The organism is Pseudarthrobacter oxydans, assembly GCF_034258515.1.
Taxonomy (GTDB): Bacteria; Actinomycetota; Actinomycetes; order Actinomycetales; family Micrococcaceae; genus Arthrobacter.
Genome location: NZ_CP139438.1, coordinates 3,989,370 through 4,006,053 on the forward strand (window position 1 = coordinate 3,989,370; position 16,684 = coordinate 4,006,053).

The window sequence follows — 16,684 nt, forward strand, 5'->3', positions numbered from 1 at the left end:
ACCGCGGGGTTTTCCTCATGCCTTGACAGGGTCCGTGGGATGAATCACACTGAACTGGTCATAACCAGACAGTACCGGCTGTGACCCCCACTCCACAAGCCCCCATCCGAACCCGCAGAGGTGCAATCATGCCAACATCCGAGACCGCCGCACTGGCTCCAGAGAAAAAGCCGAACAGGGCTTTCGCCACCCTTCAGCGGCTGGGCCGCTGCCTGATGCTGCCCATCGCCGTCCTCCCCGCCGCCGGCCTCCTCCTGCGCATCGGCCAGGCCGACCTGCTCGGCGCCATTCCCGGATTCGAAGGCGGCGCCGCCGTCATTTCGGCCGCCGGCAACGCCGTCTTCACGTGGCTGCCGCTCATCTTCGCTGTGGGCATCGCCATCGGCTGGGCCAAGAAGGCGGACGGATCCACCGCGCTGGCAGCAGTGGTGGGCTACATGGTGATCGACGGCGTCTTCAAGGCAATGTCGCCGCTGGTCCTGGCCGGCCAGGTTGATCCTTCCGGCAAGCAATCGCTGATCAACTACGGTGTGCTGGCCGGCATTGTGGTGGGCCTGTTTTCCGCCACCTTGTGGCAGCGGTTCTACCGCACCAAGCTGCCCGACTTCCTGGGCTTCTTCAGCGGCCGCCGCCTGGTGCCCATCCTGACATCCGTCGCCAGCCTGGTTGCCGGCGTCTGCCTGGCGCTGGTGTACCCCATCTTCAACTCCGGCCTGTCAGCGGCAGGGCAGGCTGTCGCCGGAAACCCCGAGCTCGGCGGCGGCATCTATGGCTTCGCCAACCGCATGCTCCTCCCGGCAGGCCTGCACCACATCCTCAACTCCGGGCTTTGGTTCCTTATTGGCGACTACACCGACGCCTCCGGTCAGCTGGTCCGCGGCGACCTGAACCGCTTCTTCGCGGGCGACCCCGCCGCCGGCGCCTTCATGGCCGGGTTCTTCCCCATCATGATGTTCGGCCTGCCGGCAGCCGCCCTGGCCATCTGGCGCCACGCAAAGCCCAGCCAGAAGAAGGTGGTGGGCGGCATCATGCTCTCCACAGCCCTGACCGCGTTCTTCACCGGCATCACCGAACCGCTTGAGTACTCCTTCATGTTCGTCGCCTTCCCGCTCTACATCGTGCACGCGGCCCTGACCGGCACGTCCATGGCCTTGGTGAATGCGCTGGACATCCACCATGGCTTCACCTTCTCGGCAGGCCTGATCGACTTCGTCCTCAACTTCGGCAAGGCGCAAAACGGGTGGCTGCTTATCCCCATCGGCCTGGGCTACGCGGCGATCTACTATTTCCTCTTCTCCTTCGTGATCAAACGCTGGAACCTCCGCACCCCGGGCCGCGAGGACGACGAGATCACCATAGAAACCGACGCCGCCAAGTAGGCCGGCATCCTGTCCTTGGCACCAGCAACCGAAAGCACCCTAACCGCATGGAAATCGTTATCCTCCGCACCCCCGCCGACGTGGCCCGCACGGCCGCGGACGCCATCGAGCAGCAGGTCCTCAGCGGCCCGTCAGTGCTCGGCCTGGCCACCGGGTCAACGCCCCTCGGCACGTACCGCGAGCTCACCCGTCGGCACCGGAACGGCGGGCTGAGCTTTGCCGGGGCGCAAGCCTTCCTCCTTGATGAGTATGTTGGCCTGCCCGGCACGCACCCGCAGTCCTACCACTCGGTGATCCGGCGGGAGTTCGTGGACAGTGTGGACTTCCCGGCAGGGACGGTGCACGGCCTGGATGGCGTGGCGGAGGATCTCGACGCCGAGGCCGCACGGTATGAGGCGGCCATTGCAGCATCGGGCGGAGTGGACATCCAAATCCTGGGCATCGGCTCGGACGGCCATGTGGGCTTCAACGAACCGATGTCCTCGCTGGCCTCCCGGACCAGGATCAAGACCCTCACCCAGCAGACCCGGCAGGACAACGCCCGCTTCTTTACGGATCCCGCGGCGGTTCCGGACCATGTGCTGACCCAGGGCCTGGGCACCATCCTGGAGGCGCGGCACCTGCTGCTTCTTGCGATGGGTGAAGCCAAGGCCGGGGCCGTCGCGGCAGCAGTGGAGGGTCCCGTGGCGGCGCTATGCCCTGCGTCCGCGCTCCAGCTCCATCCGCACGTCACGGTCCTGGTGGACGAGGCTGCTGCGTCCATGCTGGCGCACCGGGCGTACTACCAGGACACCTTTGGGCGGAAGCCCGCCTGGCAGGGTCTCTGAGAATGGCACGGTCCCTGAGCCGGGCGGGACTGCCGCTACTTGAGCTGGCGGTGGAAGACGCCGCGGGGGTGCGGCTCGCAGCGTCTGTGGGCGCCGCGCGGGTTGAGCTCTGCGCCGCACTCGCGGAAACGGACGGCATCACGCCAAGCATCGGCACCGTGACGCAGGCGTGCCTGGTGGGCCTTCCGGTCCATGTGCTCGTCCGGCCGCGGCCCGGCGGCTTCGTGTACACGGCTGAGGAGCTTGACGTACTTGAGCGCGATGTGGCGGCGGTGCTGGACGCCGGTGCCGCGGGCGTCGTCGTAGGAGTGTTGGCGGCCGACGGCGGCCCGGACGTTCCGGCATTTCAGCGCCTTGCCGGGGTGGCCCGCCGCCGCCACCCCGCTGCAGAGATGACCTTCCACCGGGCATTCGATACTGCCCTCGCTGCGGGCCTGGACCCTGCTGATGCATTGGCCCGTCTGGAACGGGCCGGCGCCAACCGGGTCCTCACCAGCGGCGGAAGCCCTGACTGCGCCACCGGGCTGCCCATGCTGGCGCATTTGGTTCAGCTGGGACGGGACCATGCCCCGTCGGTACAGATCATGGCCGGGGGCGGAGTACGGCTGGAACACATGTCCGGGCTGGTCCACAGCGGTGTCCACGCAATCCACACCTCGGCGCGCGGGGTAGACCCCTCCACAGGGTCCAGGGCCCGTGCCGCGGATCCCTCACTTGCTGCCGGGATGGCAGCTGCTCTTCGAAAGGCTGCATGATGGGCAGTGAACTGATACTTCGCGGCCGCCTCGTCTCCGCAACCATGGACGTCGCGGACGGCTTGGTAGCGGTCGACGGCGGACGGGTCACCTATGCCGGGCCGGCGTCGCAATTTCCCGGGCAAGGCGGGCCGGGCGAACCACAGCCCCGCCGCATCCTGCTGCCCGGGCTGGTGGACCTGCACTGCCACGGGGCCCACGGCTCGGACTTCTCCGAAGGTTCGGCGGCGGGTGGCCGTTCAGCGGCCCGCTACCTGCACAGCCGCGGAACCACCACGCTGCTGGCCAGCCTGGTCACCGCTGCCCCCGCTGATCTGCTCCGGAACGTGAAGGTGCTGCGGGCCTTGGCCGAAGAGGGGCTGGTTGCGGGCACGCACCTGGAAGGTCCCTTCCTCTCGGCCGGGCAGTGCGGCGCGCACGATCCTGGGCTGCTGTTGGAACCCGATGCAGCGTTGATGGCCCGGCTGTTGGAGGCGGCGGGCGCTTCCCTGGTTTCCATGACGCTGGCGGCCGAACTGCCGGGCGCCTCCACGCTGGTCGACCTGCTGACGGCGCGTGGAATCATCCCCTCCCTCGGCCACACCGCCGCGGACAGCCAGACGGCCTCCGCATTCCTGGAACGGGCGGCTGAAGGGCTCGCGGTGCCTGCCAATACCACCGGCCGGATCCGGCCCACCGTCACGCACCTCTTCAATGCAATGCCCAGCCTGCACCACCGCTCCCCCGGTCCGGTGTCCGCCAGCCTGGGTGCGGCCCATGCCGGCAACGCCGTCGTGGAACTGATTGCCGACGGCGTCCACCTGGCCCCGGAGACGGTCAAAATGGTGTTCGAACTGGTGGGCGCGCAAAACATCGCGCTGGTCACGGACTCCATGGCGGCAACGGGCCTGCACGATGGCCAGTACAAGCTCGGCACCCTTGCGGTGACGGTTGACGGAGGCGTGGCCCGGACGGATGGCAATGGCGCGATCGCCGGTGGTACGGCAACGATGCTCGACGTTCTGCGGTCCGCCGTGGCGGCTGGCGTCACCCTGCAGGAAGCAACGACTGCGGCCACCGCGGTTCCTGCGTCCGTCCTGGGATTCTCAGCACAGGCAGGCGACCTCCGCGAAGGCATGCCGGCCGACGTCGTTATCGTTGACCGGGACCTGCGTCTTGAGGGAGTGCTGCGGCGCGGCGAGTGGGTCACACCGCCGGGGTAGCGCTGTTCGGTTGTCCGGCCGTTGAATGTCAGACCCCACTGCCAAGATGGATTCATGGAAAGCAACCCGGTGGCGGAGGCGGAGGCGGCAGTAGACGCATCTGTGGCTGCTTTTGCGGCGGTGCTTAATGGCAGCGGTACCGCTGTTTCCGGCACGCCTGGTTCCGGTCTTGCTGGCGGTGCTGATGACGATCCGTTGCAGCGGGTTGCTGATGCGGCGTTGGATGTCCTGGGTGGGGTGGCGCGGTCGGAAGCGAAGTTGGCGGCGGTGAAGGCAGTGGCCGCGGCGGCCCTTGCCGGGGCGACGAAGGCGATGAATCCTCCGCCCGGGTCCCCTCATGAGGCCACGGCGCAGGACCGGAGCCTGGTGGCGGAGGTCGGGTGTGCGCTGGCCATCGGTGACCGGGCCGCCGGTGCTTTGCTGGCTGAAGCCCATGCCTTGACCGCGTCGCTGCCCCGGACCCTGGCCGCCCTGCAGGGCGGGACGATTTCCTGGGCGCATGCCCGGACCATGGTGGACCAGACCGTCGGCCTTGGCCCGGCCGCGGCGGCGGCCCTGGAGGCCCATTTCCTGGACCCGGACGCCCCGGGGGCGGTCCGCGGGTGCCCTGTGGGGGAGATGCCGGCGTACCGGTTCAGGGCCAAGGCGCGGGGGTGGCGGGAGCGGCACCATCCGGAGAGCCTGGCGAAGCGGCACGCCAAGTCCCTGGCGGATAGACGCGTGGAGTACTGGCCGGATAACGACGCGATGGCCTGGGTGGCCGCCTACCTGCCCGCGGACCAGGCATCCGCGGTCTGGAACCGGCTGACCGCCATTTCCCGGGGACTGCAGGGCCCGGACGAGGCCCGCACCCTGACCCAGCTCAGGGCCGACAATCTCGCCGAGGCGCTCCTGGGCGGCGGGAACATCTCCCGGGTTACCGCAAACAGCGAGGCAACCAGTGCCGGGCACGGTGAGACGGGAAGTTCCTGCGGCGCGGAGGTGGCAGGTCCCGGCCCGTCGTCGTCGATTCGGCCGCAGGTGCTGGTCACCGTGCCCGTGTTTTCCCTGATGGGCTTGACGGACGAGCCGGCGGTGCTGGACGGGTACGGACCCATCCCCGCCTCGATGGCCCGGGACCTCGTCGCCGACGGGGCGGATTCGTTCTACCGGGTGCTGGTGGACCCGCGGGACGGCGCGCCCCTGGAAATCGGCCGCAGCAGCTACCGGGTGACCAAAGCCATGCGGAACTGGCTCAGGCTACGCGACGGAAAATGCCCCTTCCCCGGCTGCAGCAACCCCTCCCTCGACAACGAAGCCGACCACCTCCTCGCCTGGCACAACGGCGGCACCACAGGGATCTCGAACCTCGGACAGCCCTGCCCGAAACACCACAAACTCCGCCACACCAGCGGCTGGACACCCACCCCCGCCACCACAACCGCACCACCCGGCTGGACCTCACCCGGCTGGACCTCACCCACCGGCCGCCACTACACAACCGAACACCAGGACTGGGAACCACCCCACTGGCCGGACGTGCCGGCGCGGCCAAAACCGAAGGAGCAGCACACCGGGCAAACGCCTGGCCTGCTGCCGTATCCATCCATGTTCACTACTCATGGCTGCCCTGCCGGAGACCTCCCTTACGTGGAACCTCCTCCCGAGGAACCTGTGGGTGACAACCTGCTGGACCCGGACGATCTGCCGGCGGACGACCCCTTGTGGGAGGACTTCTATGCCCTGCCGGCCGTTTGGGCCCGCGACCCTTTAAGGGCCGGCGACCCGGCGCTGACCACCTAGCCGGCACCACATGCCCGCCGCAGACCCGGCCAAATACAGACCCGGCCAAATAGACGGTGCCAACTACGCGGGCGGGACACCGCCCTGCCCCTGCGGCCGGGCGCATGCCCGGCTAAAGCCTCAGGCGAGCGCGCCTACTCAGCCCCCGGCAGGCACACTTCCACGAGGCCGTCGCTCACACGGGTCTCGAACAGTGGCTGCCGTGCCGTTGCGGGGCCAGCCTGGACTTCCCCCGTACGGAGCGAGAAGGTGCTTCCATGCCAGGGGCAGACGACGCACGGGTCGCCGCTGCCATCACCACCGCCAGAAGCCCCGGCAGCCTGAACCGCCCCGGCCTGAAGCCTGCCGCCCTTCAGCTTGCCTTCGTGAAGCGGCCCGGAGAGGTGGCTGCAGACATCGGACAGAACGCGCACATCTTCTGCCTCCCGGTAGACAAGCAACGGGATTTCGGCAACAACAACCTTGTGGAGCTTGCCGTCCGGCAGTTCCGCCAGCGGTGCCAGGGGCTGCCAGCCGCTCGGGAAGCGGTGCGGGATCTCCTCGCTGTGGTTAACGCCGGCCGCCTGCCGGTAGGTCAGGTGGCCACCCAGGAAACCGCCCGCACCCACCACGGCAAGGCCCAGGTAAGCGAGCACCTTACCGCTTCCCCGGCCGCCCCGGGCACGTGCAACCAAGGAGGCAAGGTATAGGCCCGTTGCGGTGATGTTGGCGGCAGCGTGAACCAGCCCCACCCGCTGCTGCTGGGGGTGCAGTTGGCTCCAATCGGTAAAACCTGCGACGGCGGAGGGCACAGCGGTGCCGGTTCCCATTCCGATCAGGACTGCGGCAGCCCGATCATTACCGGGGAAAGCATCCAGTACAGCGGCCGATATCCAGGCCCCGAGCGGCACCTGGACCGCCAGCGGATGCACGGGGTGCCCTATGGGAACGCCATGGAGGACGTCGCGTGCCCACTTCGGGCGGATAACCCGCTTCACCACCTTTCGGACCTTCTTGGCCACAGGATCCAGCCACTCGGCATCCTCCAGGCGGGTAACAAGTTCCAATGCAGGCAGCGGTTTCATGCGTCTCCCTTACCCCTTTGCTCCGTGTCCAGCCGTTGCCCGGAAGCTTACTTGCTGGGGCGGGCGGGGCACAGGGCAATGGGGCGCGGAAGGCTAACGGAGTGGAGAACCAAGCACCGTGAACTGGTGGCCGCCCATTTCGCCGGACAGCAGGGGCATGGCCTCGGTTATGGCAGCCTGCACGCTGTCCAGTTCCAGCGAAGCCCGGTGGGCCTCCGGCGATTCCCACAGTTCACATACGAACACCGTGTCCGGCGCGGCATCGTTGATGCCGACTTCATACAGCAGGCAGCCTGCCTCCTTCAGCCCGGCCATGGGCCGGACCAGGATGGAAACGACGGCGTCACGCTGGCCGGGTTTGGTCTCGAGGGTTCCCACATTCGCAAAGGTCATAGGGACAGTGTGCAGGACGGGCACGACAGAACGCGGCGCTACCGCGCCCTCGCAGGGGACGTCTCCACGGGCAGGGTTTCCGCCGGCCGGGACGGTTCTGCTTCGGGCGCCACTGCGGGGCCACCCGGCACTTTGCTGCTGGCTGGCTCCGTCGCTGCCTCCGCCGTCGTAATGCCACCGGCAAAGGCGCGAAGCATGGCGGCACGGTCGAACTGGCCCTCCCACTTTGCCACCACAAAAGTGGCAACGCAGTTCCCCAGCAGGTTCACCACTACGCGCATGGAGTCCATCAACCGGTCCGCGCCAAGGAGCAGCGCGACGCCGGCCACCGGGAAGATCCCCAGCGCACCCGCGGTGGCGGAGAGCGCCAGGAACGCCGAACCGGGTACGCCGGCCATTCCTTTGGACGTAAGCATGAGGACCCCAAGGGCGGCAAGTTGCTGGCCCAGGTCCAGGTTGTAGCCAAAGGCCTGCGCCAGGAACAGCAGCGAGATGGAAAGGTAAAGCGCGGCGCCGTCCAGGTTGAAGGAGTAGCCGGTGGGGACCACCAGGCCGGTGGTGGCGCGGGAACAGCCGGCGTTGGTCAGCTTGGTCATGATGCGTGGCATCACGGACTCGGTGGACGCGGTGCCCAGCGCCAGGAGGAATTCCTCCCGGGTGTACTTCATGAACTGCCACAGCGGCACCCGCGGATACGCCCATGCCACCACGAACAGCAGCCCGATGAACACGATTGCCGCGCCATAGCAGGCTGCGATCAGCAGCGCATAGGTGCCCAGCGAGCCCAGGCCGTATTGTCCGATGATGAAGGCCATGGCGCCGAAGGCTCCCACGGGAGCCACCCGCATCACCCAGCCCATGATCTTGAAGAACAGTTCCAGCACCGTTTCCATCAGGGTGATGACCGGCAGGCAGCGTTCACGGCCGACGACGACGATCGCCGCACCGAAGAACACCGCGAAGCACAGGACCTGCAGCAGGCTGTTGCCGGCAAAGGCGCCCACCACGCTCGTGGGAATGATTCCCAGGATGAAGGCGCCGGCGTCCTTGGGCGGGGCGGTGGCGGTTTTCGCGTTGAGGGCGTCCTGGGAGAGCGACGCCGGATCGATGTTCAGTCCCGCGCCGGGCTGGACAAGGTTCCCCACAACGAGGCCGAAGACCAGGGCGAACAGCGTGGCTGCCGTGAAATAGGCCAGCGCCTTCACCCCGACGCGGCCTACGGCCTTGACGTCGCTGACTGCCGCGATGCCGGTGACGATCACCAGGAAGATCAGCGGCGCGATGATCATCTTGATCAACTGGATGAAGCCGTCACCCAGGGGGCGAAGCGCCGCGCCGGTGTCAGGCCAGAAGTGGCCGATCAGGACGCCGCCGACGACGGCAACCAGGATCTGGAAGAAGAGGGACTTGTAGAGCGGCTGCCTGGGCGCCCCGGTTGGCGGTTGCAGGGAGGGTGCTGCGTCGGCGGTGAAGTTCATGCCAGTGCCTGTTCGTTGAAGGACGGACGGCACACGGGATGCCGCAGGGTCACGAGCAACGCTAGGGAATGCATGTTTCCGGAAAGATAAATCCGTAATGCGGAATTATTAAACCGACGGGGTCCGTCGGGGCGAAATGAGCCGGCAACTTATGTGACATGACAGCGCCACGGGGGAGTGAAAGTATCCCCTTGTCTCAGCTGCACGGGCTGCACCCCAGCCCCGAAGAAACGGAGCATCATGCCACTCACTCCCCCCACCGACGCCGAACTGGACACCATGATCCGGGCCCGCCTCGCCTCGCTCGGCATCGACCTGAACCAGCTTCCCGCCGGAACCGCCAGCGACCCGGAGACGGGAAGCCCGGGACAGGCGTCGGTCCTGGCCAGCCTGCGCTCCTTCATGCGCACCACAGTCGCTGAACTCAGCGCCTACCAGGTGCCTTTCGCCGGCCCGGCAGGCAATGCGGACCCTGCGCTCTTGTCCCAGCAGGCGGCCCCTCCGGCCCTGTACCCCTCGATTGACACTGCACGGAGGACGGCATGAACCCGGTGGAAAGCTCGACCAGCCAGCCCATGGACCGCACCATCGACCGCCGGTCATTCGTCAACAGGTTTGCCGTGCTGGCTGCGGCCACCTCGTTGGGCGCGGCGGCGCTTCCCGCCGTTGCCCATGCGGCGCCCTCGGCAACAGTGCCGGCGGGCATCAACCCGGACGCCTACGGCGACGTCCGGCCCGAGGCCCTCGCCGACATCACCGAACTGACCATCGCGGAAGCAGCAAGCCTCATCCGGCAGGGCCGGCTCAGTGCGGAACTCCTGGTGGAGGCCTACCTCGACCGGATCGGCGCCTTTGATGCGGGCTACCAGGCTTTCAACCTCGTGGCCGCCGACGACGCCCTTGCCAGCGCCCGCGCCCTGGCCGGCGCGGCGCACAAGGGTCCCCTGCACGGCATTCCCCTGGCCATCAAGGACAACTACTACACCCGCGCTTATCCCACGACGGCGAACTCCTACATCTTCAAGGACTTTGTTCCCCCTTTTGACGCAACGGCGGTCTCCAGGCTGGCGAATGCCGGCGGCATCGTCCTTGGCAAGACCCAGATGGGGCCGCTCGCCACCACCAGGGCCACCACGCCGGACGGCCGCATCACCACCGTCAATGCGTGGACGCCGGGGAATCCGCAGACGAATCCCGGCGGGTCCTCGTCCGGCTCAGCCACGGCTGTGGCCGCACGGATGGCGGCGTCCAGCGTCGGAACCCAAACCGGCGGTTCCATCACCGCGCCCTCCAACGCCCAGAACCTCACCGGGCTCAAACCCACCATGGGCCGGGTCTCGCTGTACGGCATCATCCCCCTGAGCTATACCCGCGACCACCCTGGCCCCCTCGCCAGGGATGCCAAGGACGCGGCAATCATGTTGAGCACCATGGCCGGCGAAGATCCCAACGATCCGCGGACACTGGGGCTTCCACCGGTTCCGGACCTGATCCAGGCCGCCACCCCGGTGAAGCGCGGCAACAAGGTGGCCATGCGCTGGGGGACCCGCGTGGGCGTCATCCCGGACTTCACCGCAGGCTCATCGGAAACAGCGGCCGCGCGCCGGGCCTTCCTGGACAAGCTCGCCGGCATTGAAGGCATCCAGGTGGTCGACGTGCGGTTGCCGGAGGACTGGGACACCCTCACCAGCACTGCCTTCAACAACGTCCGGCTGCCGGAACGCAGCGAGCCCTTCCTGCCGGTGCTGCGCAAGGACCTGCGCAGCTTCGGGGTGTCGGTAACCGGCTGGCTGCAGGGCTCCATGCTCGGCGCGAACGAGTATGTGCTGGGCCAGCGTGCCAAGGTCCTGCTGCTGGAACGCGTGCTGGAGGACCTGTTCGAGCAGTGCGACGTGGTGCTGCAGACCAGCCCCAACCCGTTCGATGCCATCGGCCTGCCGGAACTCGCCCTGCCCATCGGCTTCGACTCCGCGGGCGTTCCCATCGGCACCATCCTCGGCGGCCAGCCCTTCGCCGAGGACCGGCTCCTTGCCGTGGCTGCGGCGTACCAGGCCGTGACGGACTGGCACCTGCGGCGCCCGGCGAACCCTGCCGGGGACTCCCCCGAGCCGATCTCCGTTGATCCGTCCAAGTCCCGGAAGCCCTTCAGCAAGAGCGCCCGCGGCAAGGTTGCGGCCGCGCCCGTTCCACCGGGCCGGGGCCGCCTCGAGGCGCACGAGGTGGCCGAGCTGTCCCAGTAGCAGCCCCGGAAGCCCCCGGCCCGCCCCCTTCCAGGAGGCGGGCCGGGACGTCCACGGCTCAGTCCGCAGCCGGCAGTCCTCCGGCCTCCACCACCACCGCGCCGCTCGACGTCGTATCCTCCTTCAGCATCCAGCCGACCCGTTTGACGGTCCGCAGCATCACCACGCTCTCCACCAGTTCGATGTCCGGGACCTTCTGCTGCAGTGCCAGTTCGGCGTTCATCACGTCCGCCAGCGACTGCAGCCACATGATGATCACGAAATTGGTGGGGCCTGTGGTGGAGGCGCTGAGCCGGACGTTGCTGATGGTACGGATTTCGGCGGCGGCAGCCTCATGGCGGCCGGCCGGAACGTTCGCGAACCACTGGCAGGTCACCGGGTAGGAAGAGTAGGCCTGCGCAATTTCGCACCGGAACAGCAGGATGCCGCTGGCCAGCACGCGGTTCAGCTGCCGCTGCACTGTGGCCGGGTGGCGCCCCAGCCCCCGCGCGATGTCAGCCGCCGTGGCGCGTCCGTCCCGCGCGAGGTACGGCAACAGGTCCAGGTGGCTCGCCGGCAGTTCACCCTGCGGGTCCGGCCGCCGCGTCCCCGCACCGGCCGAAGCACCCAGCGTCCTCAGGGTAGCCAGCTGGGTCCGGTCCAGGACGTTCAGGCGCCACTCGTCCGCGCTGGTGTGAAGCCGTGTACAAAGCGCCGTCTGGTACTTGGTGAGCCCCTCAACGGTCTTCAGCCGGGAAACAACCCGGCTGCTGAACTCGTCCAACGATTTCGTGATGACGGTCAGCATCAGGTCCCGGTTGCTGGCCGCCTCCTCGACGGTGACGATCTCCGGCACGGCCGCCAATTGCGCCGTGACACTGTCACGCAGATGCATCTCGCAGTCCACCGCAACGAACGCCAGGAGCATCTGCTGCGGATCCCCCACCAGGTGGGCGGTGACCCATGCCGCCCCGCTTGATGCCAGCCGCTCCCACCGGGCAGCAAGCGTGGTGGCGTGGACGCCCAGCACCTTTGACGCATCCGCCCAGCCGAGCCGCGGGGAGGACTGCAGTACCTGGATGAGCGCCAGATCGTCTTCGCTGAGTTCCACGGATCACCCCTTGTTTCTTCTGCACGAATCCTGCAGAGAGGCCGTACTTGCAGCATATTTCCAGCGGTTTCGGAGGATGTGAACTGCGCCACTCCAGAATAGTCCACAGACCCGGAACGCCAATGCGAGGAGTGACAAGTGCCCGTAATCGAAGATGCGCAGGAACTGCAGGGGGACCTCATCCGCCTCCGCCAGGACCTGCACAGGCACCCGGAAATCGGGCTTCACCTTCCCCGGACCCAGGACAAGGTCCTCCAGGCCCTGGACGGACTTCCCTTCGAGATCACCCTGGGCAAGGACACCACCTCCGTCACCGCGGTGCTTCGCGGCGGCGGCATGGCTGCAGCGGAAAGCACCATGACGGACCGGCCCGCGGTCCTCCTCCGCGCGGACATGGACGGCCTCCCGGTGCAGGAAAAGACCGGCGTCGAATTCTCATCCCGGACGGACGGCGCCATGCACGCCTGCGGCCACGACCTGCACACCTCGATGCTCGCCGGGGCCGCAACGCTCCTCGCCGAGAGGCAGCACCAGCTGCAGGGCGACGTCGTCCTCATGTTCCAGCCCGGCGAAGAAGGCTGCGACGGAGCCAGCTACATGATCCGCGAAGGCGTCCTGGACGCCGCCGGCACCCGGGTCCAGGCGGCCTACGGGATGCACGTGTTTTCCTCCCTCGAGCCCCACGGCACGTTTTGCACAAAGTCCGGCGTGATGCTCAGCTCCTCGGACGGGCTTGAGGTCACGGTACTCGGCGCCGGCGGCCACGGCTCGGCCCCGCACTCCGCGAAGGATCCCGTCACCGTGGCGGCCGAAATGGTCACGGCCCTCCAGGTCATGGTGACCCGGCAGTTCAACATGTTCGATCCCGTGGTGCTCTCGGTGGGCGTGCTCCATGCCGGCACCAAGCGGAACGTCATTCCCGAAACGGCGCGCATCGATGCGACGGTCCGGACCTTCTCCGAGGAATCCCGCCTGAAGATGAAGGAAGCCGTGCCGCGCCTGCTCCAAGGAATCGCTGCCGCGCACGGGGTGGAAGTCCACGTCGACTACCAGGAGGAATACCCCCTCACCATCACCAACGAGGACGAAACCCACACGGCGGAAAAAGTCATCGCAGGGCTCTTCGGGGAGCGCCGCCTCTCCCGTTGGGCCACTCCGCTGAGCGGCTCCGAGGACTTCTCCCGCGTGCTGGCCGAGGTGCCGGGCACCTTCGTCGGCCTCAGCGCCGTCGCCCCCGGCGGCGATCCGGCCACCTCACCGTTCAACCACTCGCCTTACGCAACGTTCGACGACGGCGTGCTGGCTGACGGGGCAGCGCTTTACGCCGAACTCGCCACCTCGCGCCTGGCGGCGCTGGCAGCGGCGTCCTAGCCGCCGTCGGCCTCCCCCATCCCTCTCCCCGCCATCCTCCCCAATCCTCAGGAAGTAACCATGTCCATCGCAGTAAGCAAGCAGCAGACTGGACGCGTGTCCACCGCTAAAACCATCGTCGGGACCGGCATCGGCAATGCCGTCGAATGGTACGACTGGGCCATTTACGCCACGTTCACGCCCTTCATCGCCAGCCAGCTCTTCAGCAAAGCCGATCCCGCGTCGGCCGTGCTGTCCACGCTGGCGATCTTCGCCGTCGGCTTCGTCGCACGGCCCTTCGGCGGCTTCCTCTTCGGCTGGATTGGCGACAGGGTGGGCCGAAAGACGTCCATGACGCTCGCCGTCGGACTCGCTTCACTGGGCAGCCTGATGATCGGCATCGCGCCGACGTTCGCCAGCGTCGGCGCCTGGGCCTCGCTCATGCTGCTGGTGGCCCGCCTGGTCCAGGGCCTGGCGCACGGCGGCGAGCTGCCGTCGTCGCAAACCTACCTCTCGGAAATGGCACCCAAGGAGCACCGCGGGTTCTGGGCAACCCTGATCTACACCTCCGGAACCGTGGGCATCCTGTTCGGCACACTGCTGGGCGCCGTCCTGAACATGACGCTGACCACCGAGGCCATGAACGCCTGGGGCTGGCGGGTTCCGTTCCTCCTGGGCGCGGCGATGGGCCTGTACGCGCTGATCATGCGGTCACGGCTGCACGAGACCGATGCCTTCGAAGGCGAGTCCGTCGCCGAAAAGCGCGCTCCGATCTGGCCCCAGATCGTCCGCCACCGAAAGCAGGCGCTGCAGGTCATCGGCCTCACCGTGGGCCTCACGGTGATCTACTACATCTGGGGCGTCGTGGCGCCGAGCTACGCCACCACCGCCCTGAAAATCGACCGCGGCGAGGCGCTGTGGGCCGGCGTGGTCGCCAACATCGTGTTCATCGCCGCACTTCCCTTCTGGGGCAAGCTGTCCGACCGCATCGGACGCAAGAAGGTCCTGTGGTCCGGCGCGATCGGCGGCGGGGTACTCCACTTCCCCATGACCTGGCTGCTGAAGGACTCTGCGTGGCAGCTGGCGGTGAGCATGTCCGTGATGCTGATCTTCATCGCCGCGAGCGCCGCCATTGTCCCGGCCGTCTACGCCGAGCTGTTCCCGACGTCGATCCGCACCGTGGGCGTCGGCGTCCCGTACTCCATCTGCGTGGCAGCCTTCGGCGGAACGGCCCCGTACCTGCAGCAGTGGCTGGGAACCACCTTGGGCGTCCCGCAGGTGTTCAACGTGTACGCGGTGGTCCTGCTGGCCATCAGCGCCGCGTTCGTCTTCACCATTCCCGAGACGAAGGGCAAGGACCTGACCCACTAGGAAGCTGGGGCCGCCCGCCCCGGCGCACCACCAGTCCCCTGCCGCTCGCAAGAGCGGCAGGGGACTTTTTGGTGCCGTGCTAGATCCTGGCGTGCATTCCGAAGCTGCGAGGGCGGCCGAACGAGGCCGCGCCCAGGAATTCGACGGCGACGAACGGCTCGTCGCCCACCACCCATTCATCGTGCCCGGGAGGCAGCGCATAAGTGTCATGGGCGTGAATCGTTGACCGTCCGCCGTCGGGCGTTTCCACCTCCAGCTGCCCCGATATGCAATAGCCGAGGTGGTGGTGCTCGCAGTAGGGGGTCAACTCGGAGGGCCTTGCAGAGTCCGACCACCGCCAGCCCGGCGCGAGGATCAGGCGCGCCACGGAGTAGTCGTCAACGGTGACAAGGTCGAATTCCGCCTTGTCCGGGCAACGCTTCGAGTCCGGTGAATCCAAGGACTTGACTGCCAGTTCCCTGATGAAATTTGCCGTCATGAGGTCACAGCCTATGAGTGGTGTGGAGAACGCCCGGCGCGGACCAGGCGATGGAATGGATACCGACGAGCGGCGAAGTTGTATTGAGACCATGTAGCGGCGTGCGCCCCTGCCCCGGCGCCCACCCCTCCACCGGACCGTGCCGATGTATCTCTAACCGTAGCCCTGCAGCACCTGAAGTCAATGGGAAATTTCCTCCCCGCTCCCAAACCGGTCCGCCTTGACTCCGGCGCCCATCCTTCCCTAGACTTTTCATAAAGCAGAATCTAAATTCCACAAAGCGAAAACTTGAAGCAAGCCCGCCGCAAGGGAAGATAGATCAAAGCCCTCCCTGGAAGGACCTACGATGACGTACACAGTGAACTGCTCCATCCTCCTTACTGAACTGCCCCTGCTCGAGCGCCCCGCGGCAGCCAAGGCAGCCGGCTTTGACGCTGTCGAGTTCTGGTGGCCCTTCGAGTCCTCAGTTCCCTCCGACGCCCAGGTCACCGAATTCGAGAACGCCATCAAGGACGCCGGCGTCCAGCTCACGGGCCTGAACTTCAACGCCGGCAACATGCCGGGCGGGGACCGCGGCCTGGTGTCCTGGACGGGACGCGAGTCAGAGTTCAAGGACAACATCGAGGTTGTTGCCGGCATCGGCGGGCGCCTGGGCTGCAAGGCCTTCAACGCCCTCTACGGGAACCGGCAGGACGGCTCCACCCCCAAGGAGCAGGACGAACTCGCGGTCAGGAACCTGGCGGCAGCGGCAGAAGGCGTCGCCCACATCGGCGGCACCGTCCTCCTGGAGCCCGTCAGCGGCGCACCCAAATACCCGCTCCTCACCGCTGATGACGCACTCAAGGTCATCGCCCGCGTGAAGGCGGAGGCCGGCGTCGAAAACATCAAGCTCCTCGCCGACTTCTACCACCTCGCAGTCAACGGGGACGACGTCGAGTCCGTCATCGAAAACCATGCCAAGGACTTCGGCCACATCCAGATCGCCGACAACCCCGGCCGCGGCGCCCCGGGAACGGGCACGCTCCCGCTGGGCCAATGGATCGCCCGCAGCCGCGAACTCGGCTACACGGGCTACATCGGACTCGAATACAAGGAACCGCAGGAAACAGCCTTCAGCTGGGCCATCCGCGAACACGCCTCCCGCTAGTCCACCCGCCCCACCCAACTGAGTAGCGCCAAGTGTCGTTTTGAGCCCTCATAACGACACTTAGCGCTACCTAGTTGGGCCGGGCATCCCCACCGGCACCTCCGGCACCACACAGACTTCAGGAAAGA

15 protein-coding genes are annotated in these 16,684 nt (G+C 67.2%); 10 read left to right on the forward strand and 5 right to left on the reverse strand.

Annotated elements, in window-relative coordinates; genetic code table 11:
- The first annotated feature begins 128 nt into the window (after positions 1 to 128).
- Genes SMD14_RS18175 through SMD14_RS18195 form a run of 5 tightly spaced genes read left to right on the forward strand, consistent with a single transcriptional unit; the run spans position 129 to position 5,945 of the window.
- Positions 129 to 1,379, forward strand: a complete 1,251-nt coding sequence (locus SMD14_RS18175) for a PTS transporter subunit EIIC (RefSeq protein WP_321214577.1) — start codon at positions 129 to 131, stop codon at positions 1,377 to 1,379.
- 47 nt (positions 1,380 to 1,426) lie between these two features.
- On the forward strand, positions 1,427 to 2,206 hold the full coding sequence (nagB, locus tag SMD14_RS18180; protein ID WP_321214578.1) for a glucosamine-6-phosphate deaminase: 780 nt from the start codon (positions 1,427 to 1,429) through the stop codon (positions 2,204 to 2,206).
- 2 nt (positions 2,207 to 2,208) lie between these two features.
- Positions 2,209 to 2,961: a copper homeostasis protein CutC gene (locus tag SMD14_RS18185; RefSeq protein WP_321214579.1), complete on the forward strand. Its 753-nt coding sequence runs from the start codon at positions 2,209 to 2,211 to the stop codon at positions 2,959 to 2,961.
- Positions 2,961 to 4,163 (forward strand): amidohydrolase family protein, encoded by a 1,203-nt coding sequence (locus SMD14_RS18190; RefSeq protein ID WP_321216304.1) that lies wholly within the window; start codon positions 2,961 to 2,963, stop codon positions 4,161 to 4,163. Before SMD14_RS18185 ends, SMD14_RS18190 begins: the two co-directional genes overlap by 1 nt.
- Before the next feature lie 54 nt (positions 4,164 to 4,217).
- Positions 4,218 to 5,945, forward strand: coding sequence for a DUF222 domain-containing protein (locus SMD14_RS18195; protein ID WP_321214580.1), 1,728 nt, complete (start codon positions 4,218 to 4,220; stop codon positions 5,943 to 5,945).
- 134 nt (positions 5,946 to 6,079) lie between these two features.
- On the opposite strand, the gene SMD14_RS18200 is transcribed toward SMD14_RS18195, so the two are convergent.
- The 3 genes from SMD14_RS18200 to SMD14_RS18210 form a co-directional block, all read right to left on the reverse strand.
- Complete coding sequence (locus SMD14_RS18200; RefSeq protein WP_321214581.1) at positions 6,080 to 7,009, reverse strand: Rieske 2Fe-2S domain-containing protein; 930 nt, start codon at positions 7,007 to 7,009, stop codon at positions 6,080 to 6,082.
- 93 nt (positions 7,010 to 7,102) lie between these two features.
- Positions 7,103 to 7,402, reverse strand: coding sequence for a putative quinol monooxygenase (locus SMD14_RS18205; protein WP_157240688.1), 300 nt, complete (start codon positions 7,400 to 7,402; stop codon positions 7,103 to 7,105).
- Positions 7,403 to 7,440: 38 nt separating this feature from the next.
- The gene (locus SMD14_RS18210) at positions 7,441 to 8,880 is read right to left on the reverse strand and encodes a cation:dicarboxylate symporter family transporter (RefSeq protein ID WP_321214582.1); all 1,440 of its coding nucleotides are present in this window, start codon (positions 8,878 to 8,880) and stop codon (positions 7,441 to 7,443) included.
- A gap of 240 nt (positions 8,881 to 9,120) precedes the next feature.
- Here SMD14_RS18210 and SMD14_RS18215 point away from each other — a divergent pair, with 240 nt between their 5' ends.
- Together SMD14_RS18215 and SMD14_RS18220 are read left to right on the forward strand one after the other, a co-directional pair.
- A complete protein-coding gene (locus SMD14_RS18215) occupies positions 9,121 to 9,426 on the forward strand; it encodes a hypothetical protein (RefSeq protein WP_157240684.1) in 306 nt (101 codons plus the stop codon).
- Entirely contained in the window at positions 9,423 to 11,120 is a 1,698-nt protein-coding gene (locus SMD14_RS18220) for an amidase (protein WP_321214583.1), read from the forward strand. The genes SMD14_RS18215 and SMD14_RS18220 overlap by 4 nt, the downstream gene beginning before the upstream one ends.
- A 58-nt stretch (positions 11,121 to 11,178) precedes the next feature.
- Here the strand turns inward: SMD14_RS18220 and SMD14_RS18225 are convergent, their stop codons facing one another.
- Positions 11,179 to 12,210, reverse strand: coding sequence for an Lrp/AsnC family transcriptional regulator (locus tag SMD14_RS18225; protein ID WP_321214584.1), 1,032 nt, complete (start codon positions 12,208 to 12,210; stop codon positions 11,179 to 11,181).
- Between the two features lie 138 nt (positions 12,211 to 12,348).
- Between SMD14_RS18225 and SMD14_RS18230 the strand changes: the two genes are divergently transcribed.
- Positions 12,349 to 13,581, forward strand: coding sequence for a M20 family metallopeptidase (locus SMD14_RS18230; protein ID WP_321214585.1), 1,233 nt, complete (start codon positions 12,349 to 12,351; stop codon positions 13,579 to 13,581).
- A gap of 60 nt (positions 13,582 to 13,641) precedes the next feature.
- Positions 13,642 to 14,931, forward strand: a complete 1,290-nt coding sequence (locus tag SMD14_RS18235) for an MFS transporter (protein ID WP_321214586.1) — start codon at positions 13,642 to 13,644, stop codon at positions 14,929 to 14,931.
- A gap of 79 nt (positions 14,932 to 15,010) precedes the next feature.
- On the opposite strand, the gene SMD14_RS18240 is transcribed toward SMD14_RS18235, so the two are convergent.
- Entirely contained in the window at positions 15,011 to 15,409 is a 399-nt protein-coding gene (locus tag SMD14_RS18240) for a cupin domain-containing protein (RefSeq protein WP_157240680.1), read from the reverse strand.
- Positions 15,410 to 15,755: 346 nt separating this feature from the next.
- Here SMD14_RS18240 and SMD14_RS18245 point away from each other — a divergent pair, with 346 nt between their 5' ends.
- Complete coding sequence (locus tag SMD14_RS18245; RefSeq protein ID WP_321214587.1) at positions 15,756 to 16,556, forward strand: TIM barrel protein; 801 nt, start codon at positions 15,756 to 15,758, stop codon at positions 16,554 to 16,556.
- The last annotated feature ends 128 nt before the right edge of the window (positions 16,557 to 16,684 follow it).